The organism is Alistipes sp. HGB5 (assembly GCF_000183485.2).
In the GTDB taxonomy this organism is placed as follows: Bacteria; Bacteroidota; Bacteroidia; order Bacteroidales; family Rikenellaceae; genus Alistipes; species Alistipes finegoldii.
Genome location: NZ_AENZ01000040.1, coordinates 123975 through 149490 on the forward strand (window position 1 = coordinate 123975; position 25516 = coordinate 149490).

The 25516-nt window shown below is 58.2% G+C and carries 23 protein-coding genes and 2 riboswitches; of the genes, 14 read left to right on the plus strand and 9 right to left on the minus strand.

The window, feature by feature from the left end:
- Positions 1–46 precede the first annotated feature (46 nt).
- Complete coding sequence (locus HMPREF9720_RS06465) at positions 47–1453, minus strand: sialate O-acetylesterase (protein ID WP_009597419.1); 1407 nt, start codon at positions 1451–1453, stop codon at positions 47–49.
- 202 nt (positions 1454–1655) lie between these two features.
- Between HMPREF9720_RS06465 and HMPREF9720_RS06470 the strand changes: the two genes are divergently transcribed.
- The 5 genes from HMPREF9720_RS06470 to HMPREF9720_RS06495 all read left to right on the plus strand — a co-directional run bounded on the left by HMPREF9720_RS06470 (position 1656) and on the right by HMPREF9720_RS06495 (position 4636).
- Positions 1656–1883: a 2TM domain-containing protein gene (locus HMPREF9720_RS06470; protein ID WP_009597423.1), complete on the plus strand. Its 228-nt coding sequence runs from the start codon at positions 1656–1658 to the stop codon at positions 1881–1883.
- Between the two features lie 13 nt (positions 1884–1896).
- A complete protein-coding gene (locus HMPREF9720_RS06475; RefSeq protein ID WP_009597342.1) occupies positions 1897–2268 on the plus strand; it encodes a DUF2141 domain-containing protein in 372 nt (123 codons plus the stop codon).
- A gap of 110 nt (positions 2269–2378) precedes the next feature.
- Positions 2379–3722 (plus strand): hypothetical protein, encoded by a 1344-nt coding sequence (locus tag HMPREF9720_RS15845; protein ID WP_009597388.1) that lies wholly within the window; start codon positions 2379–2381, stop codon positions 3720–3722.
- A 4-nt stretch (positions 3723–3726) separates the two neighbouring features.
- A complete protein-coding gene (locus HMPREF9720_RS06490) occupies positions 3727–4359 on the plus strand; it encodes a hypothetical protein (RefSeq protein WP_009597429.1) in 633 nt (210 codons plus the stop codon).
- Positions 4352–4636 (plus strand): winged helix-turn-helix domain-containing protein, encoded by a 285-nt coding sequence (locus HMPREF9720_RS06495; protein ID WP_009597407.1) that lies wholly within the window; start codon positions 4352–4354, stop codon positions 4634–4636. Before HMPREF9720_RS06490 ends, HMPREF9720_RS06495 begins: the two co-directional genes overlap by 8 nt.
- A gap of 183 nt (positions 4637–4819) precedes the next feature.
- Here HMPREF9720_RS06495 and HMPREF9720_RS15850 read toward each other — a convergent pair whose 3' ends face one another.
- Genes HMPREF9720_RS15850 through HMPREF9720_RS06510 form a run of 3 tightly spaced genes read right to left on the minus strand, consistent with a single transcriptional unit; the run spans position 4820 to position 9198 of the window.
- Positions 4820–6073, minus strand: coding sequence for a LysO family transporter (locus HMPREF9720_RS15850; protein WP_009597399.1), 1254 nt, complete (start codon positions 6071–6073; stop codon positions 4820–4822).
- A 3-nt stretch (positions 6074–6076) separates the two neighbouring features.
- Positions 6077–8761, minus strand: a complete 2685-nt coding sequence (locus tag HMPREF9720_RS06505) for an AsmA family protein (RefSeq protein WP_039940052.1) — start codon at positions 8759–8761, stop codon at positions 6077–6079.
- Positions 8761–9198, minus strand: coding sequence for a GNAT family N-acetyltransferase (locus tag HMPREF9720_RS06510; protein WP_009597402.1), 438 nt, complete (start codon positions 9196–9198; stop codon positions 8761–8763). The genes HMPREF9720_RS06505 and HMPREF9720_RS06510 overlap by 1 nt, the downstream gene beginning before the upstream one ends.
- Positions 9199–9337: 139 nt before the next feature.
- Positions 9338–9537: riboswitch (cobalamin riboswitch) on the plus strand.
- A 113-nt stretch (positions 9538–9650) separates the two neighbouring features.
- Between HMPREF9720_RS06510 and HMPREF9720_RS06515 the strand changes: the two genes are divergently transcribed.
- The 5 genes from HMPREF9720_RS06515 to HMPREF9720_RS06535 all read left to right on the plus strand — a co-directional run bounded on the left by HMPREF9720_RS06515 (position 9651) and on the right by HMPREF9720_RS06535 (position 15173).
- Positions 9651–10673 carry a YncE family protein gene (locus HMPREF9720_RS06515; protein WP_009597428.1) on the plus strand — a complete coding sequence of 341 codons (1023 nt, stop codon included), beginning with the start codon at positions 9651–9653 and terminating at the stop codon, positions 10671–10673.
- A 16-nt stretch (positions 10674–10689) separates the two neighbouring features.
- The gene (locus tag HMPREF9720_RS06520; RefSeq protein WP_009597395.1) at positions 10690–11574 is read left to right on the plus strand and encodes a hypothetical protein; all 885 of its coding nucleotides are present in this window, start codon (positions 10690–10692) and stop codon (positions 11572–11574) included.
- Between the two features lie 7 nt (positions 11575–11581).
- On the plus strand, positions 11582–13630 hold the full coding sequence (locus tag HMPREF9720_RS06525; protein ID WP_039940076.1) for a TonB-dependent receptor plug domain-containing protein: 2049 nt from the start codon (positions 11582–11584) through the stop codon (positions 13628–13630).
- Positions 13627–14301, plus strand: coding sequence for a DNA alkylation repair protein (locus tag HMPREF9720_RS06530; RefSeq protein ID WP_009597390.1), 675 nt, complete (start codon positions 13627–13629; stop codon positions 14299–14301). Before HMPREF9720_RS06525 ends, HMPREF9720_RS06530 begins: the two co-directional genes overlap by 4 nt.
- A gap of 125 nt (positions 14302–14426) precedes the next feature.
- Positions 14427–15173: a polyprenol monophosphomannose synthase gene (locus HMPREF9720_RS06535; RefSeq protein WP_009597337.1), complete on the plus strand. Its 747-nt coding sequence runs from the start codon at positions 14427–14429 to the stop codon at positions 15171–15173.
- Positions 15174–15248: 75 nt separating this feature from the next.
- Here the strand turns inward: HMPREF9720_RS06535 and HMPREF9720_RS06540 are convergent, their stop codons facing one another.
- From HMPREF9720_RS06540 to HMPREF9720_RS15855, 4 genes are all read right to left on the minus strand, one after another.
- On the minus strand, positions 15249–15656 hold the full coding sequence (locus tag HMPREF9720_RS06540) for a hypothetical protein (RefSeq protein ID WP_139022468.1): 408 nt from the start codon (positions 15654–15656) through the stop codon (positions 15249–15251).
- Positions 15657–15728: 72 nt separating this feature from the next.
- Positions 15729–16667 carry a hypothetical protein gene (locus HMPREF9720_RS06545; protein ID WP_009597332.1) on the minus strand — a complete coding sequence of 313 codons (939 nt, stop codon included), beginning with the start codon at positions 16665–16667 and terminating at the stop codon, positions 15729–15731.
- 266 nt (positions 16668–16933) lie between these two features.
- Positions 16934–17302 carry a GtrA family protein gene (locus tag HMPREF9720_RS06550; protein ID WP_009597359.1) on the minus strand — a complete coding sequence of 123 codons (369 nt, stop codon included), beginning with the start codon at positions 17300–17302 and terminating at the stop codon, positions 16934–16936.
- Positions 17303–18215: 913 nt separating this feature from the next.
- Positions 18216–19004, minus strand: coding sequence for an ArnT family glycosyltransferase (locus HMPREF9720_RS15855; protein ID WP_254654369.1), 789 nt, complete (start codon positions 19002–19004; stop codon positions 18216–18218).
- A 202-nt stretch (positions 19005–19206) separates the two neighbouring features.
- Positions 19207–19401, plus strand: a riboswitch (cobalamin riboswitch).
- A gap of 139 nt (positions 19402–19540) precedes the next feature.
- On the opposite strand from HMPREF9720_RS15855, the gene nrdD reads away from it, so the two are divergent.
- Positions 19541–21766, plus strand: a complete 2226-nt coding sequence (nrdD, locus tag HMPREF9720_RS06560; protein ID WP_009597392.1) for an anaerobic ribonucleoside-triphosphate reductase — start codon at positions 19541–19543, stop codon at positions 21764–21766.
- Positions 21763–22251: an anaerobic ribonucleoside-triphosphate reductase activating protein gene (gene nrdG / locus HMPREF9720_RS06565; protein WP_009597358.1), complete on the plus strand. Its 489-nt coding sequence runs from the start codon at positions 21763–21765 to the stop codon at positions 22249–22251. Before nrdD ends, nrdG begins: the two co-directional genes overlap by 4 nt.
- Before the next feature lie 223 nt (positions 22252–22474).
- On the opposite strand, the gene HMPREF9720_RS06570 is transcribed toward nrdG, so the two are convergent.
- Positions 22475–23311: a helix-turn-helix domain-containing protein gene (locus HMPREF9720_RS06570; protein WP_009597393.1), complete on the minus strand. Its 837-nt coding sequence runs from the start codon at positions 23309–23311 to the stop codon at positions 22475–22477.
- 513 nt (positions 23312–23824) lie between these two features.
- Here HMPREF9720_RS06570 and HMPREF9720_RS06575 point away from each other — a divergent pair.
- Together HMPREF9720_RS06575 and HMPREF9720_RS06580 are read left to right on the plus strand one after the other, a co-directional pair.
- Complete coding sequence (locus HMPREF9720_RS06575; RefSeq protein ID WP_039940055.1) at positions 23825–25174, plus strand: site-specific integrase; 1350 nt, start codon at positions 23825–23827, stop codon at positions 25172–25174.
- A gap of 140 nt (positions 25175–25314) precedes the next feature.
- Positions 25315–25516, plus strand: a 202-nt coding sequence (locus HMPREF9720_RS06580) for a helix-turn-helix domain-containing protein (RefSeq protein WP_039940057.1), incomplete at its 3' end; no start/stop codon positions are given.

A 25516-nucleotide genomic window follows, 5' to 3' on the forward strand; every position in this document is an offset into this window, starting at 1 on the left:
TTTCATTTTTCAGGGCCGGGTCCTGCAATTCCGACGGTCAGCAAACTCAGAAATCGTCCGTACGGAAAGGAACGACCGGCAGTTCGCGGGTATCGGCCAGATTGCCCGGCTGGAAATCGCGGAAGCAGTAGCGCACGGCCACGGGTTCCGGCACTTTCTCCGACGAAACGACCAGAGCGAACTGGTTTTCGACGACCGCATCGGCCGGATAAAATACCTTGTCGGCGCCGCAGATCTCGAATCCGCGGATGTCGGCCATCCGGTTGAAACCCTGATCCATATACTTGAACCTGACATGGGCCTTGCCGTCGCGGATCTCCATCGACTCGTACTGCGGGCTTTGGCAGGCGATCTCCTTCATCCCGTAGGTCTTGTTCAGCGCCATGAAAGCCAGCCGGTACCCCACGTCCCGCTTGTTCTTCGGGTGGACATTGCAAAACTCATAAGGCTCCACCAGATCGTTGGTGCAGATCATGCCGCTGTTGGGAATCAACTCCTGCGCCCGGCACTGCGCTTCGCGCAGGTAGGGCGACTTCCCGTTGCCGTACTCGAAGGGAGCGATCTCGACGTAATAGAACGGCAGGTCGTCCCGCCCCCACAATCCGCGCCACAACGAGACCATATCGGCCAGCCGCGCAGCGTAATCCATGTAGCGTCCGACGTTCGATTCGCCCTGATACCAGAGGAATCCACGGACGGTATAGCCCGCCACGGGACGGAGCATGGCATTATACATGACCATCGGACGCAGGTGCTGCGCGACGCGGGAGATTCCCTCTTCGGTCAGGTCGATGTCCGAATAACCGCTCAGCACTTCGCGGCTCATCCAGCTTTCGACGCGGCTTCCGCCCCACGAGCAGTCGATGATGCCGACCGGAACGCCGAGCACGTCGTTGAGCATTTCGGCGAAGAAGTAACCCGCAGCGGTGAATTTCGCCGCAGTAGCGGTCGTGCAGGGGGTCCAGCTTCCGGCCGTCCGGTCCTGCGGCGTATAGGCGGCGGCATGCGGAATCTTCACATAATGGAGTTTCCCGCTTTTGGCGCCCGCGCGGGCGATGATCTCGTTCGCATCCGTAACCGGACACTGCCAGAAACCGCCGAGCGGCATCTCCATATTGCTCTGCCCTCCGGCGAACCACACTTCGCCGATCAGCACGCGGTCGAACGTCACGCGGTCGCCGCTGGCGAAGGTAATCCGCTGCGGCTCGTAACTTCCGGCCGGCGTCCGGACCGATACGGCCCAGCGACCGTCGGCGTCGCTTTTCACAGCGGCTCCGGCGCCCCACGAGGTCTCGACTTTCACCGCGGCATGCGGCTCGGCCCAGCCCCACAACCGGACCTCGGCATTCTGTTGAAGCACCATGTCGTTGCCGATGATTTCGGGCAGCCGGATTTTAGCCGCGGCGCCCCATGCGGCCGCAAGGGCGATAAAAAGCAGGAGGATTCTTTTCATAACGGATCAGTATCGAATTTTTGCAAAAATACGATTTTTCGGCGGATGAAAAACAGTGGGAAGCGGAAAATTTCCCCGCAATTAATATAGGTATCTGTTTTTTCCATAAAAATCCCGCCGGAAAATTTGGTTTATTATATAAACTACTTTATATTCGTAATATATTTACGACACGAAAAAAGAATCTTAAAAACCGAACAGCATGGAACTCACGAACACCTCCCCGGACAAACGCCGCCTTTTCGGCCGCTGGTTCGCCCGCCGCATCACCACCTACCTCGTAGTCTGCGCATTCCTCGCCTTCGTCAACTGGCAGACCTCGCCCCATTACTGGTGGGTGGCATGGGTCGCAGCAGGATGGGGGCTGAATCTGGTGCTGTCGCTGGTCTGGTATCTCACCGACTGCGACGACGAAAACAATTACCGCTAAAACCTCCGCAACCATGAAAGCATGGAAACTCGTCCTGACCGTCGTTTTTGCGCTGGCATCCGTTGCCGCCGCGGCCAAAACCCTTGAAATCACCGTAACGGACATCCGCAGCGACAAAGGCAGTATTCTGGTGATGGCGAAAGTCGCCGGACAGAAACAGCCCGTTTACGGCATGTCGCCCGCCAAGAGGGGCGAAGTCGTGGTAACGCTCGAAGGCATCGACGCCGATGCGGCCGAGGTTTCGCTCTTCCACGACGAGGACGGCGACTATAAAATGAAGACGGGCGAACGCGGCCCGGCCGAAGGCTATGCCGCGAAAAAGTGCACCCTGCCCGCAGAGCGGAACACCGTGACGATACGCCTCCGCTACCCTGCCGCGGAATAGACCGCCGTCCCGCGTACGGCTGAAACGCCGCAGAAGACGCGCAGACATCCGGTAAAAAGCGAGGAACACCCGGAATAAATTCGTAACTTTAACCCCGAAATCCGACAGACATGGAAGACAGAAAGCTGGACGCCGCCGAGAGTTTGGCGCTCATCGGGCGGATGATCGAAAATACCCGCAGCCGCATGGTCCGCAACGCCGGACGGCCGTTTCTGGCGTGGGGCTATGCGACCGCCGCGACATTGATCGCCGTATGGGCCGCAGTGTCCTGCACCGGCGACGTACGCTGGAACTACCTTTGGTTCATGCTGCCCCTCTTGGGCAGCGCGCTGATGTACTTCACGCGCCCCAAGGCGGCCGAAGGCTCGGTGCACACCTACGTGGACCGCGTACTCGACCTCATCTGGAGCGTAATAGGCCCCGCCACCCTGCTGATAAGCACGCTGGCGATCTGTTTCGTCGTCCGGTTTCCGGTCGCATTCACCGTATTGCTGATGATCGGTCTGGGCACGACCATCAACAACCTGATCATCGGCTTCAAGCCCGGCGTGGCGGGCGGCATTGCCGGAATCGTGCTGGCGTCGGTCTCGCTCGTCGTCACCGGGAACTGGCACGCCGGACTGTTTCTGGCAGCCTTCGTCCTGATGACGATTATTCCGGGACATATCCTCAATTACCGGTACAGACACTCCCGCAGCGACGTGAAACAAGCGGCCGGACCGCGGCCCGGCAAGGCGACGAAAGACAACACTGCGGAGGAAGACGGCGCAGCGACCGAAAACGGCACTGCGGAGGGCGGCGCGGCAACGGACAGCACTGCGGCAGATGGCGCGGCAACGGGCAGCGCAGCGGCGGACAACACAGCGGCGGACAGGCCGCTGAACGCCGCCGAAAACATCGCACTCGTCGGCCGCATGATCGACAACACCCGCAGCCGCATGGTCCGCAACGCCGGGCGGCCGTTCCTGATATGGGGCTATGCGACCGTCGTCACGACACTCGCCGTATGGGCCGCCTACGCACTCTTTCCGGGTCGGAACTGGTACTACTTATGGCTGCTGCTGCCCGTGTTCGGAACCGCGCTGAGTCTGCTGACGATGCCCAAGGCGGACGGCGGCAGGGTCTACACCTTCATCGACCGCGTAATCGGTCAGGTGTGGCTGGTAATGGGTCTCACGGCATGGTTCGTCAGCCTGCTCTCGGTATTCGGCGACATGCCGGTCCCGATCCTCTTCGTCATCCTGCTGATGATGGGCATGGGAACAGCCATCACGGGGCTTGTCATCCGCTTCATCCCGGCCGCCGTCGGCGGGGCCGCGGCGATCGTCCTCGCCCCCGTATCGCTCGCCGCGACCGGTTATTGGGTGCCGGCGCTCTTTATCGCCGGATTCGCCGCAATGATGATCGTGCCGGGGCATATCCTCAACTACAAGTCGAATCATCCGAAACAATAGCCGTATGGAAGAACGGAAAATGTCCGAAAAAGAGGCGATGGAGCTGATCGCCCGCTCGCTCGAAGCGCAGCGACGCAAACTGAGTTTCGTGCGGAGCACGCTTTTCTTCGGCGCAGGAGCGCTGGCGCTGGCCGTCACAACGGCGGATTACGTCGTCCGGCGGACGACGGGCCGGGATTTGACGCTGCTGCTGGTCCTCGCCGGAACGGTCGCCGGGCTGGCCGCCCTCTATTTCCATTACAGAAGTCACCGCACGGTCACGGCCAACGACCGGACACTGATGAACGTCTGGGCCTATGCGCTCGGCGTATGTCTCTACACTGCGGGATATGTCGCCACGGGCGACGGACTGCAGCTGCCCGTCATGGGACTGCTGACCATGGGCGCAGCCATTGCGGCAGGCGTCACGGGCGAACTGTTCCGCCGCAGCGAAACCAACCGGTCGAACCAGAGCGGATCGCTGGCCGGACTGCTCTTCATCAGCATTTCGGGGGCATTTCTCGCCGCATGGATCTTCCGGGTCGCAGCAGCAGGAGAGACCGTCTCCCAATTCATACTCACCCTTGCGGCAGCCGTCATCCTCTTCTTCGGAACGGGAATCGTGCTGCGCTACAACGAACGCCGGAACCGTGTTTAAAGAACTCAACCCCCTGCTGCATTCCGAACTGCGTCTGGCCGTGATGTCGATCCTCATCGGGGTCGAAAGCGCCGATTTCGTCTTTATCCGGCAGCAGACCGGAGCCACGGCGGGCAACCTTTCGGTACAGCTGGACAAGCTGGCGAAAGCGAATTACATCGAAATCGAAAAGACCTTCCGGGGCAGGATGCCCTGCACCGTCTGCCGCATCACCGACACGGGACGCGACGCCTTCGCCGAATACGTCGCGGCGTTGCAGACCTATATCCGGAAATAAAGCGCCCGCAGGAAACAAGAGGCCCGCAAAGACAAGAGGTCCCCGGCCGAAACCGGAATTACCGCACGCACGGACTCCCGGACTCGGCAGCAGCCCCGCAGTCCGATTCCCTGCACGTCCGGACTCGGACCGGATTCGACCTTATCTCCCTGCTCCGGCGGGGATTTTTATTGCGGCCAACAATTACAGCGTACAGAAAAACGTCACCAGAAACGGAACGCTGAAATCGAGCGTGCAGCCGTGGAAAATCGAAACCACGGCATAGGGTTTTCCGGCCGCCTGCGTGATGACGGGGAGCGTGGTGTCGAAGGTGGTCGCACCGCCGATCGAGACGGCCGCCAGCGGTCCGCACCAACGGGCGACCAGCGGAGCGGCCAGCAGCGTGAAGATCTCGCGCATGACATTGCATAGCAGAGCGACGGTTCCCAGCTCCGCGCCCCGGAAATCGGCGATAAAGATGCTCGACAGCGAATAATAGCCGAAACCCGAACCGACGGCCAGCGTATCGGTCACGGCCAGCGGCGGCAGAAGCGGCGTCGCGAGAGCCGCGCCCGCCAGCGTTCCGACGGCAGTCATCACGGGCAGCAGCGCCAGCCGCGGATCGAGCCGCCGGACACGTCCCGCAAGGGTTTCATCATGGCCCAGCGTCACGCCGACACAAAACATCAGCGCATAGAGAACATACGTGCTGACACGCGCCCCGGCGACATCGAACGGCACAAGAGCGAAAAGTCCCGCAACGCATCCGGCGACGAAGAAGGCGACGATCACCAGACTCCCTTTCAGAGCTCCCCACATCGACAGCGGTTTTTCCGGCTCGGAGGCCGGAGAAGCAGGCGCGGGCGTCGGCTCGCACGCCGCCGAAGAAGATTGGGGAGAACACGGCGCGCAAAACAATGCCGGCTCCGAAGGTTCGGGCGAGCATGACACGCGACCCACCGCTGAATCCGAAGGTTCAGCAGAGCCTGACACACGACACACCGCTGAATCCGAAGATTCGGGCGAGCATGACACGCCACGCACCGCCGGATTCGGGAGCGTTTCGGAAGATATATCCGCAACAGTCCCGGAAGAGCAATTCGCACCGCAGCCCCCGCCTCCGGTCCCAAGTTCCCGGCCCGAAACAGAGCCTGCAGATGCCGGATTTGCCCCGGCGCCCTCCGTCCCGAAAGCACTGCGGCCCCGGATACGCCGCCACAACAGCCATGAAGCCCCGATGCTTCCCGCGACCGAGAAGACGAAGATCACGAAGGCGGTACGCCCCAGCGTCGCCATGCCGCCCACGACGGCGGGATCGGAACCGACTTCCAGTCCGAGCAGGAACAACAACGCCCAGATGATGACGGCGATCAGCCGGGAGACGAACGCGAGGCGCCGGCTTTGCAGCAGGCGCCCCGTGACGATTCCTCCGAGAATGACGGCGAAAAGAACAAGCATTGCCTACTCCTGCTTCGCCGTGAGTTTTTCGATCTGTTTTTCAGCTTCGGCGCTGAGTTTGCCGGCCTGTTTCTTGGCCTCTTCGACCAGCTTGTCGCCCGCTTTCTCGGCCGCCAGCTTCGCCAAAGCACCCTTCTCCTTGGCGCCGTCCACAAGTTTCGTGCGCTGTGCTTCGGCGGCTTCGACCAGCTTGTCGCCGGCACGTTTGGCCTCCTTGCGCAGGTTGTCGGCCTGCTTCTGAATCTCCTCGCCGAGCGATTCGCTGCCCGTAAGCTTCTGAATCTGCTGGTCAATGACGTTCTTCACGGCCTGCTCGGCCGCTTCCTTCACGCCGAGCGTAATCTTGGGCGAGGTGAACGTACCGCCTATGCCGACATTGACCGACTCCAAGATCCCGCCCGCAGAACCCGCAGGCAGGGCCACCTTGGCCGTATAGTCGATGGTCTGGTCGAGTCCCGTCGAACCGGACATGTTGATCTTTATGTCGCCCATCTTCAGGTCGAAGGGCTGGGTCGTAACCCGGCCGTCCCTGATCGAGAAACGGACGGCGACATCCTTGGCTTCGATTTTCCGCAACTTGTCGTTGTCGAGCGCCTTGGCCAGCGCATCGAACGCTTCGAGGTTCTGGATATGGATGTTCGCCGACTTGATTTCGCCCGTGGCGCTGAGCGACTGCAGGTCGGGTTCCATCTTCGGATCGAGCGCGGTCGTCATGTCGAGCGACAACGAATAATCGCCGCCCGTTTTGGCGAACAGCGGCACGAGTTTCTGCACCATCTCCAGTTCGTCGAACGTCTTGGAGAACGAAGCGCCCGAAAGCCCCAGCGACAGCTTCAGCGCCGGACGCTGCGGATCGGCCGCCGTCGAATAGCTGCCCGAAGCGGTCGCCGAACCGCCGAAGAGCTGCATGCGCAGCCGTTCGAGCGAAAGGGCGCCGCCGGCCACGCGCATCTCGCCCGATATGCCGGATACGGTCATTTTCTGGAAAAGCACCTTCTGCAGTTCGGTATTGAGCGAGAGGTTCAGGTTGCGCGGCACTTCGAGGGCCTGCACCGGTTCGGCGGAAGTCCCGGCCGACGACGTCTCCGGGGTCTCTTCCGGTGCGGAATCGGGCATGACGTTCATCATTTCGTTCAGGTCCAGCAGGTCGGACTTCACATAGAGACGTCCCGAAAGCATGTCGCCCCGCAGCAGGTAGCCGATGTAGCCCGAAAGCTGGCCGTTGGCCGCCAGATCGCTCCGGCCTATCGTAAGGCCGAGTTCGCCGAGCGTCATGGCCGCGGGCGTAATGGTCGCTGCGGCACGGCGGATATGGACCGCAGGCAGTTCGGGCATGGTCAGGCCCAGCCGCTCGACGACGAACGTTCCCGACGCGCCGATCCGCTCGTAGCGGCTCTTTTCGATGTCGGACATACGGCCCGAAACCTTCACGTCGGCGGTAATCAGGCCGCTCAGTTCCATCCCCTTTTCGAGCGGATACACCTCTTTGACGGCCCCCAGATCGACACGGCCGTCCACCGCGGCACGGAACGTCGGGTCGCTGACCAGATTGGTCGCATAGGCCGACGCCGAAAGCGAATTCCCGGCCATCCGGAGCGTGAATTTCGAAAGGTCGATTTCAGTCTTATCCGCCACGCCGCCGGGATTGGCGATCCGGACGTCGATGTTGATGCCGTCCACCGCCTTGGGCAGCGACGAGTACTGGAAACTGCCGTTGCGCACCTCCGTCCTGAGCTCGAACGCCGGAAGCGCCGCACCGCGCATTTCGCCGCGCGCCCAGAGCGCCATCGAAAGTTCGCCGCCGGCCGCAAGATTACGGAAGTCGCGGGTGTAGAAGGCCGGAACGAGCGAAAGCACGTCCTTGAACTGCACCTTGTCGCAGCCGGCCGTGACGTCCATGGCCACGGCGTCGTCTTTCAGCTCCACCCAGCCGTCGAGACCTACCTCGATGGCGTTCAGGCGCAGTTTGTTCTGCGAGAAGGTAAAGCGGCTGTTCGCCAGATCGGCCGCAATCACCGCATCCAGCTCCGCTTCGGCGCCGCTGAGCATCGGAATACCGCCCGAAACCAGCCGCATGCCCTTGGCCGTCAGCCGCAGGTCGAGGTCGGTCTGGTCGGCCGACATGTCGCCCCGCAGGCGAAGTGACAAAGGTGCGGTCGAGAAGCGCATGCCCGTCGAATCGTCCTCGTAACGGATCGCCGCGTCGCTGATCCTGAAGTCGCGGACCGAAAGGCGGAACGACGAAGGTTCCGCATCGGCGGGGGTCTCCTCTTCGCCCTGAGCCTCTTCCGAAGCCTTCACAACGTCCCAGTTCACCCTGCCGTCGGCAAGTTTGTGCGCATGAAGCGCAGGCTCCGAAAGAATGATCTTCGTCACCTCGAACCCCTCGTCGCCGAAAAGCGACATCACGTTCACGACCACCGAAATCCGCTGCGCGGCGACGATCGTATCGCCCGCGAAAGGCTCCTCGCCCACCAGCGTCAGTCCCTTCAGGTCGAGCGAAGCACGGGGAAAATGGCGCAACAGGCTGATGTCCAGCTTCTCGAAATCGAGCCGCGCATCGAGCATCGCATTGGCCTCACGCTTCACAATCTCGGCGATCTTGCCCCGCAGCACCATCGGCGCCACCAGAGCGATCACCAGCACGACGGCCACCACGATGGCCGCAATCTTCACGAATTTTTTCATCACTTATCTGTTTTAAAGGCGAAAACCGTGGTTTCCACCTCTTCGAATCCGACTTTGCGATAAAGCGCCCTAGCGGCTTCGCGCGCCGGGTTCGACGTCAGCATCACCTTCCCGGCGCCGATGCGGGCCGCATGCTCCACGGCGGCGCGCACCAGCGCATCGCCCGCGCCGCAGCCGCGTGCCGCGCCGTCCACCACGACGTCCTCGATCCACGCCTTGCGCCCCGAAGGCGCATCGTACCACGCCAGCGTCAGCACCCCGACGATGCGTTCCCCGGCCACGGCAGCCAGCAACTCCCCGGTTTCGCTTCCGGCCACACGCCGCAACACCTCGCGGGAGGGCGCGCCCAGCCGCGGCGAAAGCTGCGGCATCAGCCGCGCGAACGCCTCTTCGAGCGCATCCGAGACTTGGGTTATCCGTCGTATCTCAACCGTCATAACATCCGATTTTCGGGCAAAGTTAATCTTTTTTCACAACAGCTCCGCCGATCACCCTCGCCGGAGTCCGCAGAGCCGCAATTTACTCAACAAAGTTAATATTTTCGTCCGAATCTTTGGGGCATGTCTCGAAAAAAGATTACTTTTGCGTCGCATCGGTTCCCGAAACGCCCCGGAAGGGCGCGGGGATTAAAAGGGAATGCCGTGAAATCCGGCAACAGTTCCCGCTGCTGTAAGTTACGCAACATGTTCCGGCACTCTTTGGCCACTGTCCTCCGGGACGGGAAGGCGCCGGAACGGTAACGAGTCAGAAGACCTGCCGCATGCCGTTCAACCAATATGCACCCTGCGGAGAATGGGGCGCAGCAGACCGTCGCCGACACCGGCATCCGACACGTCAGCCCGTACCAGCCGCAGTCATTTGAAAGCCGATGAAACGCGTTTTACGACATATGGCGGTTTTATGCGCCGGCGCAGGATTCTGCTGCGCCTGCATGGACTACGGACCGCTGCATGAAGAGCCGTTCGCGCAGTCGCAGCGCGGCGTGTTCATCACGTGCGAGGGCAACTTCGGCTGGGACAACGCTTCGCTGTCGTTCTACGATCCGGCGGCACGGAGCGTCGAAAACGAAATCTTCATCCGCGCGAACGGCATGAAACTGGGCGACGTCGCCCAGTCGATGACCCTCCACAAAGGACGCGGATACGTCGTGGTGAACAATTCGGGCGCGGTCTATGTCATCGACCCGGCGACTTTCCGCGTCACGGGAGTGATCGAAGGGGTCGTCTCGCCGCGTTACATCCACTTCCCCAACGACACGACGGCCTATATCACCGACCTTTACGATCCGCGCATCACGGTCGTGGATTCCCGCAGCAACCGCATCCGCGGCCGGATTCCGATGAACGGCCACAAATCGACCGAACAGATGGTGCAGTGGGGCGACGAAGTGTTCGTAAACTGCTGGTCGTACGACGACAAGATTCTGGTCGTGGACGCCGCACGCGAAACGCTGGTGGACTCGATCGAGGTCGGACCGCAGCCCTCGTCGCTGGTCCTCGACCGCTTCGGCAAACTCTGGACCGTCACCGACGGACGCACCGCAGGCATTCCTGCGGCGCTCTACCGCATCGACGCCGCCACGCGCCGCGTCGAGCAGACCTATACGTTCGCCGCGGGCGACCATCCCTCGTCGGTCACCCTCAACGGCACGCGCGACACGCTCTACTTCATCAACCGCGACGTCTGGCGCATGCGGGTCGATGCCGAGGAGCTGCCCGTCACGCCGTTCCTGCCCTATACGCAGACCACCTATTACGAAGTGGCGGTCGATCCGCTGACCTCGGAGGTCTACGTGGCCGACGCCATCGACTACGTCCAGCACGGCGTGGTCTACCGCTTCACGGCGCGGGGCGCGGCCGTCGACACGATACGCGTCGGCATCACCCCCGGATCGTTCTGTTTCAAACCGTAAAAAACATTCGAAGAAGATGAAAAAATACGCATTCCCTCTGGCGGCTCTTCTGCTGGCCGCCTGCAACTCCGGCGAAGAGATCACGACCACGCAGACGGACGAACCCGTGGCCCGGATTCTCGAATACACTCCCGCACCGGGACAGTTCATCAACGAAGAGGCGCGCTCCGGAGGCGCGTTCGACAACGTGGATACGCCGGAGAAAGCCTGCCGGTACGCCGCCGCGCGTTTCGCCGAGAACAACTGGGTTTCGCTCGGCGGATGGGGCGGATACCTCGTCGCGGCATTCGCCGAGCCGGTACCCAACACGGGCGGTTACGACCTTTACGTCAAGGGCAACGCCATGAACACCTCGTCCGAGCCGGGCGTCGTCTGGGTCATGCAGGACGCCAACGGCAACGGAATGCCCGACGACACGTGGTACGAGCTGAAAGGCAGCGAGTACGACAACGCCGCGACGATCCGGGGGTATGCGGTCACCTACACGCCGCTCGCCGACGGCTCCGCCGCATGGACCGACGACCGGGGCGGCAGCGGCACGATCGACCGGATGGACGAACATACGCAGGCCTCCTACTGTCCGGCATGGATCGAGCCTGCCGACCTGAAATTCACCGGCACGCGGCTGCGCGACAATGTCGAACAGGCCGACGGACAGTGGAGACCTCAGGCGTTCGCATGGGGCTACGCCGACAACTTTTCGACGGTGGACCGGATCGGCACGACCAACCGCCTGCGCATCAGCGACGCCGTGACGGCCGACGGCTCGCCCGCCAACCTGCAGCAGATCGACTTCATCAAGGTGCAGACGGGCGTGAACGCCAAAGCCCCGCTGATCGGCGAGATTTCGACCGAAGTGTGCGGCATCGGCTGCTACCGGACCGTAACCAAACGCAACTGACCGCGTGCTGCGCACCGCGACGATACTCCTCTGCCTGACCTGCGCCCTGCCCGCCGCGGCGCAGCGTGACTCGACGGCCCGCACCATCGCCATCGAGTCGGTCGATATTTCGGGACGCCGCCCGATGAAGGAGATCGGCGTACAGCGCACCGAGCTGGACACGCTCGTCCTGCGCGAAAACATCACCGCATCGCTGGCCGACGCCCTGGCGACGGGTTCGACCATCTTCATCAAATCCTACGGCCGCGCAACGCTCGCGACCGCCTCGTTCCGCGGCACGGCGCCCTCGCACACGCAGGTGACGTGGAACGACATGAAGGTCAATTCGCCGATGCTCGGACAGGTCGATTTTTCGCTGATACCCGCCTATTTCATCGACGACGCGACGATCTATCACGGAGCCAGCTCGGTGGGCGTCACCGGCGGCGGGCTGGGCGGCGCGGTGACGCTGGCGACCAAAGCCCCCGCGGAGCAGGGATTGGGGCTGCGTTACGTGCAGGGCATCGGGTCGTTCGCCACGTTCGACGAATTCCTGCACCTGACCTACGGAGGCGCGCGGTGGAGCAGTTCGACGCGCGTGCTCTACAGCACCTCGGACAATGATTTCCGCTTCCGCAACTACAACTCGAAAGAGTTCGTAACCGACGACGACGGCCAAATCGTCGGCGAATATTACCCCCTGCAGCGCAACCGCAACGGCGGATTCCGCGACCTGCACGTCATGCAGGAACTCTATTACACCACGCGCGGCGGCGACCGGTTCTCGCTGGCGGCATGGTACCTCGATTCGCACCGCGGACTGGCGATGCTCACGTCCGACCGCAACAAAAGCAAACAGAAACAGAATACGCAGGACGAGCGCACGCTGCGGGCCGTGGCAGGCTGGGAGCGGCTGCGCAACGGACTGAAACTCGGCGCACGCGCGGGTTACACCTACACCGATCTGCGCTACCTGCTCAAGCAGGACCCCGAAGGCAAAGGGCAGTTCGTCGTCAATACCGACGCCCGGAGCCGCATTCACACGCTCTTCGCCAAGGCCGAAGCCGAATATGCGCTCGGCGAGAAGTGGCTCTTCTCGGCCAACGCCGCCCTCCATCAGCACCGGGTGCGCAGCGGCGACCTCTCGGTGATCGGCAACAACGGCCTGCGGGCCGATACGCTCTACCGGCAGGAGCGGTTCGAACTTTCGGCGTTCGCCGCCGTGAAATGGCGTCCCGTGCCGCGGCTGGGCGTCGCCGCCGACCTGCGGTGGGAGTTATACGGAGACCGTACCACGCCCGTCATCCCGGCGCTGTTCGCGGACTACGTGCTCTCGAAACGCGGCAGCGTGGTCGTCCGGGCTTCGGCCGCCCGCAACTACCGCTACCCCACGCTCAACGACCTCTACTTCCGTCCCGGCGGCAACAAGAACCTCAAACCCGAACGGGGCTGGACGTTCGACGCGGGCTTGGAAACGACGCTCAAAGGCGACGCCCGTTCGCTGCGCGCGTCGGCCACGGCGTTCGATTCGCGCATCGACGACTGGATACTCTGGATAGGCAGTCCCAAACTGGGTATCTACACCCCGATCAACATCCGCCGCGTCCACAGTTACGGCGTCGAAGCCAAACTCTCGGCCGAAGCCGAGACTTCGGGCGGCTGGCGACTGCTCCTCGACGGCAATTTCGCATGGACCCGTTCGATCAACCGGGGCGATCCGTTCAGCCCGGCCGACGAATCGGTCGGCAAACAGCTCGTCTACATTCCCGTCTATTCGGCGGCCCTCACGGCGCGCGTCGAGTGGCGGCGGTGGGAGCTGACCTACAAATGGAACTGGTACAGCGAACGTTACACCATGTCGAGCAACGACCTCGGCGTCTTGGGCCGCGTGAAACCCTACTTCATGAGCGACCTCTCGCTCGAAAAGGGACTCGACTGCAAATGGGCGTCGTTCTCGCTCAAAGGCTGCATCCACAACCTGCTCAACGAGGAGTACGAATCGGTGCTTTCGCGCCCCATGCCGCGGCTCAACGTCTCCTTTTTCATCGGCATAACCCCCAAATTCGGCAAACGATGACGCTGCGTGAACAACTGCTCGAACTCACCGAGCCTAAATACATGAAATTCACCTCGGCGCTGATGCCGGGCGTCGAAAACGTGCTGGGCATACGCCTGCCCGTATTGCGCAGCATCGCCAAGGAGATCGCCGCCGGGGACTGGCGCGCATATCTGGCCGAAGCCGAGGATTTCTATTTCGAAGAGCGGATGCTGCAGGGGCTGGTGATCGGCTATGCCCGGTGCGAACCCGCCGAAAAGCTCGCACACGTGGCCCGCTTCGTACCCAAGATCGACAACTGGGCCGTCTGCGACTGCTTCTGCTGGCGGCTCCGCGCCGCCGAGCGGCAGCCGATGTGGGAATTCATACAACCCTATTTTCACGCGCAGGCCGCATACGACGTGCGTTTCGCCGTAGTCATGGGGTTGGGCAATTTCGTCGATGAACAGCACCTCGAAGCGTTTCTGCGGCAGCTCGACGGCATCCGCCACGAAGCCTACTACGCCCGCATGGCCGTGGCATGGGCGGTGTCGGTCTGCTACGTCAAATTTCCGCAGCGCACGCACGTGTGGCTGGGCACCTGTTCGCTGGACGACTGGACCTACAACAAATCGCTGCAGAAAATCATCGAGTCCTACCGCGTGAGCGACGCCGCGAAGCAGGAAATCCGGGCGATGAAACGCCGCCGGTAAAAAGCGTGCGCGGCTCCCGCGCAAAGCGCCGGAAATATCCGCCGTCCCCGCAGAAAAAGAGCCGGGGCGGCGCGTTTTTGCAAAATAATGCTACCTTTGTATAGAAAATCCGAAAACAAGGCCCTATGCGCAAACTGGTAATCATTCCGACCTACAACGAGAAGGAAAACATCTCGGCGATGATCGACAAGGTCTTTTCGCTGCCCGAACCTTTCGAACTGCTCGTCATCGACGACGGTTCGCCCGACGGGACGGCTGAAATCGTCAGGCAACGCAGGAAAGAGTTCCCCGAAACGCTTCACCTGCTGGAGCGCAGCGGCAAACAGGGGCTGGGAACGGCCTATCTGACGGGGTTCCGCTGGGGACTGGACAACGGATTCGACTACATCTGCGAAATGGACTGCGACTTCTCGCACAATCCCGACGATCTGGTGCGGCTGTACGAAGCCGCCGCCGAGGGCAACGACGTGGTGGTCGGCTCGCGCTATGTGCAGGGCGTAAACGTCGTCAACTGGCCGATGTCGCGTCTGCTGATGTCCTACTTCGCCTCGATGTACGTGCGCATCGTGACGCGCATGCCCCTGCGCGACGCGACGGCGGGATTCGTCTGCTACTCGCGCCATGCGCTGGAGACGCTCGACCTCGACGCCGTAAGGATGAAGGGATACGGCTTTCAGATCGAGATGAAATACTCGGCGTGGCGGCTGGGGCTGAAACTCAAGGAGGTGTCGATCATCTTCGTCGAACGCCGCGAGGGTACCTCCAAGATGAGCGGCGGCATCTTCCGCGAAGCGTTCTTCGGCGTGCTGGGACTCCCGCTGCGCAAAATCAGGGCCGCGAAAAAAGCACAGAATATGAAAAATAGAATTTAAATCCGATCCTAACCAAAAGTAAAAAATTTTTGTCGGGATCGGATTATGTAATTTCTTCGTCTATTTTATGAGATACTATTTTTTGTATCTCTGCGCCCGGTGCCGCTCCCGCTTTTCCAAGAATTCTTTGCGAGACGGAAATTTCCTTTCTCCGGATAGCACCTTTTTATCCCAACGTCGCTGCATAAAATAGCCGGATATCTCTGGCCCCCAGACGATTGTGACCCAGACAGCAGCCTGTCCGGCGCAATAACAAGCGATTTGCACCCACGGCGTCAAATTCGTTCCCTCGGCAATAAGCACTTTATAGGTCAATAACGGCTCGAAAACGGCAAGGAACATAAGTATGGCTTGCGCCTGCCTGTCGCTCCGCGTAACGCCGAGATATTTCCAACCTGCCGCAACGATCAGCAAATTCGCAAAGAAGATAAACAGCATCAGCATTGGCCACGGAGCGATAAGGGTTACGTCCGATTTATCCATAAAAACACCAACCCGAAAATAGCGGGCAACATCCCCTGAATCAGGGTTATGGCAACGATCCGCAGCATACGGTTATTCGACGGACAAATTCAGCTCAGGATTTTGGCGTGCAATCTCCCTGCAAAGCATATTTTTCACCTCTTCCACTGTGAACATCTGATTTCCTATCCGATAATATCCCATGCCGTCAGCGCTGGCATGGAAAATTATTTCATAAAAAACCAAATAACGAATCGCAGCATATGCACTGCCGGAAGCACCTGCTGCAAGCATAGCTTTCCAAAATACGAGAGCATATATTTTTGCTTTCCAACAAGCCCATGCTGTTGCTTTAACATCTGCAATAACAAGTTTCTTGAGGAACGACTTAATCGTACGGGTAGATTTCAATCCAATCTCCCACGCTCTACCATTGTCCGTCCAATATTCCCAAGAACCCAAAAAGACATTATACGAATCTGCGATCAACTTCCGATCATCGTCATCGTCAGCCGCACGATACCACGTCAGATATGCTTTTTGCATTTTAGATTTAAATACAGCATCAGAATCATTTGCAGTTTCAAGACGCTCCACTTCCTCCATATAACCTTTCACGGCAGAAGCCAAAGGGGCGTCCCGATTCATTTCGGGAATAATGGAAAAATCTTTCGTCGGCAGGGAGGATTCAACGGCAGCAATAATTGCCGGATCAACCGAAACATCCACACAATTTCGCACAAAGGCATTTATCTGTGCAGTGGACATGTTTCTGAAATTCTGATTTTTCAATGCAGCCGTCTGCACACTTGCCATCTGTTTGATAAAATCCTCTGCGGTCCCTGAAGCACGCGTCATAACATCAGGATTCTCACCAAAATAATTAAGGATCTCTTGTAGATAAAGATTATGTTCCGCACCCGCTTGCAATGGCGTTTCAGAAGGAAAATTCGTGGCGGATTCGCTTTCCTGAGTTTGACACGACATTGCGAAGATCGCAAAACCGATCACAATCAATGCAATACGTTTCATAAAATTGAAAAGTTAGTGACACAAGATTTGAATTCGAGAGTACAAGTGGATATCCAAAACCTAAAATACTATAAAATAGTAAATATCACCATATATATTTATAAAATATTTCATAATATATTTTGATGAATATTGAATTTTCATCAAACCTTGGATTTTATAACACATACAAAGGTTGCGGACCGCAATAATGACAATTGCATCGAAAAACACGGCGGCAATTCCGGCGGCAATCCGATATCGTTACGCCCGCTCCAGCAAAGAGGTCAGAACGTAAAGAAATAGTTCATGAAAAAGTTCCAGAAGGTGACCACGCCGATGGCGAAAAGCTTGGCCAGATAGAAATTCAGGCGGAAACGGCCGTGCAGCAGCCAGATCGTCAGGTTGTTGATGACAAGTCCCACGGCGGCAATGCCCAGAAAGCGGAGGTACTGTCCCGTAATGTCAGGATTCTCGTTGTGGAAAGTCCAGATCCGGTTCAGGATGTAATTCGTCGTCGAGGCGCAGAGAAAGCCGAGCGAATTGGCGACGTACTTGTTGAGCCTCAGCCACTCCTTGCAGAGGTAGGTGATTCCGAAATCGACGAAGACGCCCGAACCGCCCACGATGCAGAATTTGAGAAACTGCTCGATCATCGCGCAACCTCCGTGCGGAGGGGTTTTCCGTTAAACCAATTCGTATACCCTTCCCGGCGCAGGGCGAAGCCGGCGTCGAAATCGGTCCCGGCCAGCTGTTCGGGCACGACGAACGCCACTTCGCGCCGGATCTCCTCCTCGGCGGGAATTCGGAAACGTTCCCCGGTGTCAAACTCCTCGACGCGGAAACGGCCGTGCTTCCAGAGCATGACGAGCGACATGTCGCCGCCCAAGTCGATATTATAAGGATAGGGATTGTCGATTCGCAGCGAAAGCCGCAGCGTATCGCCCGCGGCGACACGTTCGGGAAGCCCCGTAAAGGAGATGTCCACAAGGCGGGTCGGATGGAAATGCGTATCGACGAACCACGTGAAACGCTTGCCGTTGGGCAGTACGACGCTCCGGACGCGGCCCGTAGTGTCGGCTTCGTCATAAGGCGTCTCGACCAGCACTTCGCGGCCGGCAAAGCGCGTATCGTCGTCACGGAACTGCCATTGGTGGGTCCGGTAGCGGATATTGGGCTGGCAGTAGGCCTCTCCGCCGGTATAGAAGGCGTATTTGGCCGCGACGGCGTAACCGTGGCGGAAAACGACGGGACGGCCGTCGGCGATTTCGGCGATCTCCCCGTAACTGGTGCGGTTGTCGAACACTTCGTAACGGATGCCCAGCGGATTGAAGATCATCACCAGCCGCGTCAGGGCGATCAGGGCGAGCGTCACCCACCCCATGCGCATCAGGTAGCGGCGTGTCCGGGGATGACGCCGGGCGTAGGTGAAGAGCGTATAGAGCAGTCCGAACACGGCGACGATCACCCACTGGGGCTGGACGTATCCGCGCAGCGTCGAAAGCAGAAAAAAGACGATAAACGCCGCCGGAATGAATCTCAGCGCGCGTTCGACGGCGTTCTGCGGCTTCACGGCGATCCACGACCGGACATAGAGCGGCACGAAGAACGGGTTGAAGACGACCAGCAGGTTGAGCAGGTATTCGGCGACGTAACCGGGCCGAAAGACCGAGTTACGCCCCGCCAAATGATAGGCCAGCGACGCCCAGTCGTGCTCGTACTGCCACACGAAATGCGGCACGAGCAGCAACAGCGCCACCGCGCCGCTGAGATATAGGGTCGGACGCAGGAACACGCGGGGGGGGTCGCCGCAAGCGCGAAGAGCACCACCAGCGCCCCGTGGTACTTGCTGTAGGCCATCAGCGCCATGGCCACGCCCATCCAGAGCCACGCCGCGCGCCGCCCTTCGGTGAACCATTTGAAGGTGAGCAGGAACAACGCCGCGGTCATCATCAGCGGACCGTCGGGCACGGCGATAAAACCGTACAACTGCAACATAAGCGTCGCGGCCGAGAGCATGACGAAAAGCCCCGCATCGCGGCGGTCGGCATCTGTGGGCCGGATGATGCGCCAGAAGACAAAGAGGTAAAGCGGCTGCAGCAGGGTAAAGAAAAACCGCACGCCGAACTCCCCGCCGAAGAGATGCTCCCCAAGCCAAACCAGCAGCGCCGTCATCGGCGGATGGTCGAAATAGCCCCACGAGAGGTTTTCGGCGAACATATGGTAGTAGGCCTCGTCGTTGGCCAGCTCCGTGAAACCGGCCTGAAAGAGGTTGCAAATCCACCATACGCCCAGCCAGAACGCGACCAAGGCGTCGGGGCGGAGCGATGCGTATATCTTTTTGACGGATGCTCTCATACGGCGGCAAAGGTAGCAAAATTTATCGGTTTTGCGCCACCCGGCCCCCAAAGAGAGGTGCATGCGGACAGCTTTTGCGAAAAATCGCCGCATGAGGGCGGACGCGGCATATTTTTTCCGCGTCGGCCGCCGTCGGCCGTATTGTTTACAATTTGTTCATTAATTGGAGCGCCGAACGATTGCCGCCTCGGAAACAATCTCTATATTTGCTCCCGGTCAAGGTTCCCCGCCGGCGGCTGCCGGCTTGGGATCAAAAGGGAACTCCTGTGCAAATCAGGGACTATCCCCGTAGCTGTAAGCTCCGTTGCGCTCCGCACACTCTCAGAGCCACTGTCCGTCGGACGGGAAGGCGTGCGGAAGGAGCGAGTCAGAAGACCTGCCTGACCGATATACGGCACCCGCTTTCGGGATATAGAGCGGTGCAGCAACTTTGTTTTACACTGATTTTTTTGGTGAAACCATGCTTTTCAGGCGGCCGTCCGCCGGCAAAAGCGGGCTTTATCGCATAACCGGCCAACAACAAAACAGGAGAAAATATGGGCATTTCCGAACTTTACATCGTAAAACGCGACGGCAAGCGCAAAGCGTTTTCCGTCGAGAAAATCAAACGCGCCGTACGCAAGGCCTTCCTTTCGGTCGGCAGCTACGCCACCGACGACGACATCACGTCGATACTGAGCCGCGTACACGTGTCCGACGGCATGAGCGTAGAAGAGATTCAGAATCAGGTCGAAGTGGCGCTGATGGCCGAGCGTTACTTCGCGGTGGCCAAGAGCTACATGCTCTACCGCCAGAAACACACCGAAGAGCGCGAAGACCGCGAGAAACTCGAATTTCTGATCAACTACTGCGACGCCTCGAACCCGGCGACCGGCTCGAAATACGACGCCAACGCCAACGTCGAAAACAAGAACATCGCCACGCTGATCGGCGAGCTGCCGAAGCAGAACTTCATCCGCCTGAACCGCCGCCTGCTGACCGACCGCATCAAGGAGATGTACGGCAAGGAGCTGTCGGACAAATACCTGCACCTGCTCAAGGAGCACTTCATCTACAAGAACGACGAGACGTCGATGGCCAACTACTGCGCCTCGATCACCATGTATCCGTGGCTCTTGGGCGGCACGCTTTCGGTGGGCGGCAACTCGACCCGTCCGACGAACCTCAAATCGTTCTGCGGCGGATTCGTCAACATGGTTTTCATCGTGTCGTCGATGCTTTCGGGCGCATGCGCCACGCCCGAATTCCTGATGTACATGAACTATTTCATCGAGCAGGAGTACGGCGAAGATTACTACAAGCGGGCCGACGAGGTGGCCGACCTCTCGAAGAAACGCCGGACAATAGACAAGATAATCACCGACTGCTTCGAACAGATCGTCTACTCGATCAACCAGCCGACCGGGGCGCGCAACTTCCAAGCCGTGTTCTGGAACGTGGCCTACTACGACCGCTACTACTTCGAAAGCCTGTTCGGGGAGTTCGTATTTCCCGACGGTTCGCATCCGCACTGGGAGTCGCTGTCGTGGCTGCAGAAGCGTTTCATGAGGTGGTTCAACCGCGAGCGCACCAAGACCGTGCTGACTTTCCCGGTAGAGACGATGGCGCTGCTGACCAAAGACGGCGACGTGATGGACCGGGAGTGGGGCGACATCACGGCGCAGATGTACGCCGAGGGGCACTCGTTCTTCACCTATATCAGCGACAACGCCGACTCGCTGTCGAGCTGCTGCCGTCTGCGGAACGAGATTCAGGACAACGGGTTCAGCTACACGCTCGGCGCGGGCGGCGTCTCGACCGGCTCGAAGAGCGTGCTGACGATCAACCTCAACCGCTGCATCCAGTACGCCGTGAAGAACGGCATGCACTATCTCACCTATCTGGAAGAGATCACGGATCTGGTACACAAAGTACAGACGGCTTACAACGAAAACCTCAAGGAACTGAAGTCCAAAGGCATGCTGCCGCTCTTCGATGCGGGCTACATCAACCTTTCGCGCCAATACCTGACCATCGGCGTAAACGGACTGGTCGAAGCCGCCGAATTTCTGGGAATCCGCATCGACGACAACGACGACTACGTCGCTTTCGTGCAGAACGTACTGGGGCTGATCGAGCGTTACAACAAGAAATACCGCACCAAGGAGCTGATGTTCAACTGCGAGATGATCCCCGCCGAAAACGTCGGCGTGAAGCACGCCAAATGGGACCGCGAGGACGGATACGCCGTGCCGCGCGACTGCTACAACTCCTATTTCTACGTCGTCGAGGACCAGTCGCTGAACGTCGTCGACAAATTCCGGCTGCATGGACGCCGCTACATCGACCACCTCACGGGCGGCTCGGCGCTGCACATGAACCTCGAAGAGCATCTTTCGAAAGAGCAGTACCGCCACCTGCTGCGCGTGGCCGCGGCCGAGGGCTGCAACTACTTTACGTTCAACATTCCCAATACGGTCTGCAACAAGTGCGGGCATATCGACAAACGCTATCTGAAAGCGTGTCCCGCATGCCATAGCGACGATCTGGATTACCTGACGCGCGTGATCGGCTACATGAAACGGGTCTCGAACTTCTCGGCCGCACGCCAGCAGGAGGCCGAACGCCGCTATTACGGCAACATGAAACCGGCGGCGGGCGGCGCGAAAACACCCGGACAGCAGGGTGCGCACCCGCAGGAGGGACCGCACCCGCAACGGGAACCGTTCGCACAGAAAGAATCGGCCCACCAGAAAAGTTCACCCGCTCAGGAGGCCGTATGACAGCTCCGGAAACAGTAGTCCGATACTACAATTTCGACATCGTATTCGCGGAGATTCCGGGCGAAACGACGCTGGCGATCAACATCGCCAACTGCCCGAACCGCTGTCCGGGGTGTCATAGTCCCCACCTGCAGGCCGACGCGGGGCATGTGCTCGACGCCGCGGAACTGCGCGCCCTGCTGGAACGGTACGGCCGTTCGGTGACCTGCGTCTGCTTTATGGGCGGGGATGCCGCGCCGCACCGGATCGCCCGGCTGGCGGAGGTCGTGCGGCAGGAGTTGCCGGTCCTGCACGTCGGCTGGTATTCGGGACGGCAGGAGTTGCCGGAAGGATTCGCGCCGCAGGTGTTCGATTACATCAAACTGGGCGGCTGGGTCGAGTCGCTGGGGCCGCTGACTTCGCCGACGACCAATCAGCGGCTCTACAGAATCGGTCCTGCGGGCGCAATGGAAGACATTACGGAGCAATTCCGTCACAAACCGTAAACGGAACGGCGTTTTGTTCAGGGGAACCGGAGCATAGGAGATTAGTTAAGCGTTGTCTGCCATACAACGATTTACCTCCGGTTCCCGGAACAAAACCACCCACGGCCGGAGCCGATCGGAACAGCGGCAGAAAAATCGGCGCGTCTGTTTACGAACGCCGCATATCGGTCATCGGACGGGTTTGCACGATACGGGATTCCGAAACCGTGGACGGAACAAGAGTTTATCTTGTAACGTGGATCGTACGGCGGTATTCCGTGGGAGACATGCCCGTATGCAGGCGGAAAAAGCGGCTCAGCGAAGACTGGTTGGCGAAGCCGGCGCGCCGCGCCACGGCCTTTATGTCGAGCCTCGCGTCCCGGAGCAGGGTCTTGATCTCGATAACGACATAGTCGGCAATCATCTCATGGGCGGACTGGCCGTTTACCTCCAAAACGACTTTGGTCAGGTATACGGGAGATATGCACAACTTATCGGCATAAAAAGCGACCTCCCAGCGCGTTTTGTGGTGTTCGCCGACCAGCATGGCGAACCGCATGGCGATATTTTCCTTGTTGGTATTCACGAAAGGGCGCTTCTTGGCGCTCGTCGTCTGCTGGAAAAGGACATAGAAATCCCAGTAATAAATCCGCAGCAGGTGCAGAATGGTCTCCCGCAGGAAAACGGGATCATCGTTACTGCCCCTGAGATCGATCGTCCGGCAAAACCCAAGAAACCGGTTTCGGTCCACGTCGTTGACGCTGTACAGGAAATTCTTCCGCATATAGAAGAAAAAATCCGGGGTTATTTTTCCCAGCCCGCTCATGATGTCGAGGAACATCTCCTTGTCTACTTTGAAAAAGGTCATCGAGAAATCGTCGCTGACCTCGCGGATCGACACCAGCTGCAACGGCAGAATCGTAACGATATCGTTTTCGGAAATCGGACTGCGCACCGAAAAAACCTCTATCACAGCGGTACCTCCCGTGCAAATACCGCAGAAACCCTCCTCCTGATAGGCCTCGTGTTCGCTTATCGGCAGAGACGAAATATCGGTATATATTTGGAATTTAGGATGCATGCTGATTTTATTGCATTAAATATACGACATTCGCCTTCCCCGCACCTCTTTAATGCAAAAATTGAACTCGAATGGCAAACTTAAGTATCAAAACTCAAAATCGCACCGGAGAGGCGGCATAACGCGAAAGCGCATATCATGCTCCGCCGCAGGAAATTTCCCGAACGGGCAAAATCACGCTCCTTCTCAAAAAGCGGCACCGCCCGAACAAATCTGCGAAAAGCAAACCGCCGCAGAAGGGCATGGCAAAAAAGAAAAGGAGTCAAAACCTTGACAATCAAAGTTTTGACACCTTAATCAGTACCCGGAGCCGCATTTGAATATATTAAATTCTATTAAACTTAAATAGAGGCAAGAATGAATAAATTTATATTTATTTTATTTATTATCAATAATATATAAATATTTAATCATTTTACCAGATAAATTCAGATTGAACATATTTTAGCAGATGTGGGGAAAATGTGGGGAATTTTTCGTATTTTTGCTCTGTCAATCCGGAATCTGGGTACTATGAAAATAACTCTTATCATCAAAAAGAGCGTAAAACGCTATGATACAGAATCGAAGGCGACCATTTACGCACGCCTGCGGGACGGCAGACAGGTAGATATGGTCGCACCGACCCGGCTCACCATCAACCCCAATCTTTGGGATGACAAGGCCGAACAGGTCAAAAGCAAAATCGTTTGCGACGACGAAATGCGTTCCTATTACAACGATGAAGCCCGAAAACTCAAATCCTATCTCGAAAGAGCCTATCAATCCCGACAGACGGCAGAACCGCAAAAAGAGTGGCTGAAAGAGACTTTGGAACAATATTACAATCCGCAAAAGTACAATGTCGAAACGGCCACGGAAGAAACGGCCAAACCGACATTGATCGCATTGTTCGACGAATTTCTCGAAAAGCACCGTCTTTCCGATGTCCGCAAAAAGAATTACCGGGTCATCAAACGAGGATTACAGCGGTATGAACTTTATATCCGGACAACCAAGAGGGGGCAAAAAGCATTCGTATTGGACATCGATCAAGTAACGGCCGACACCTTGCGGAATATTTGGGATTTTTTGGAAAATGAATACCGCTACTGCGCTCTTTACCCGGAAATCTACGCAGCTATCCCCGAAGCACGCACACCGCAACCCAGAGGAAAGAATACGTTATTGGATTGTTTCTCGCGCATCCGAACTTTCTTCTACTGGTGCAACAGCAACAAAAAGACCCGGAACCGACCGTTCGACGATTTCCCGTTGGAGGAATGCACATACGGAACGCCTTATTATATCACGGTCGAGGAGTTGCACAAGATTTACGGCACGAATCTGATGCGGCATCCGCAACTGGCCGTTCAGCGCGACATCTTCGTTTTTCAATGTCTGATCGGCTGCCGGGTGGGTGATCTGCTGAAAATGACGAAATCGAATCTGATCGACGGAGCCATCGAGTATATACCACGCAAGACCAAAGAAGGGCGGCCGCTGACCGTGCGGGTTCCGCTGAATCAGACAGCCAAAGAGATCGTATCCCGTTATAAAAGTCTGGACGGCGACAAACTGCTACCGTTCATCTCCGAGCAGAAATACAATCTGGCGATCAAGCGGATTTTCAAAGCTGCCGGATTGAAACGGTTGGTTACGGTCATAAACCCCACTACTCGCGAAGAAGAAAAGAGGGTGCTTTACGAGATCGCCTCGTCGCATCTGGCCCGCCGGACATTCGTCGGAAACCTGTACAAGCAAGTCAAAGATCCCAATCTGGTCGGAGCTTTAAGCGGACATAAGGAAGGCAGCAAGGCTTTCGCACGTTATCGCACCATCGACGATGAAATGAAAAAAGAATTAGTAAATTTGTTATCGTAAAGGAGATGATTGCGTCCGCAGCGCGGTCGGAATGCAACGAACATTAGCCCGCAATCATAAATCACATTAAACAGTGATTTTATTTGACTTATTCATAAATTGCGCTATATTTGCATTAAAATCACATCAAATTGGGATTTATGGACAAAGTCGGTAATGCAATAAAAGAGCGCCGCAAGATATTGAAAATAACGCAACGGACACTTGCGGAATTGGCCGGCGTGGGTATCAACACGCTCACAAAAATTGAGCGCGGAGAAGGGAATCCCACGATCGAAGTTCTTGAAAAAATACTCGATACACTGGGGCTGGAACTACAAATCGGAATCAAACAGCGGAATG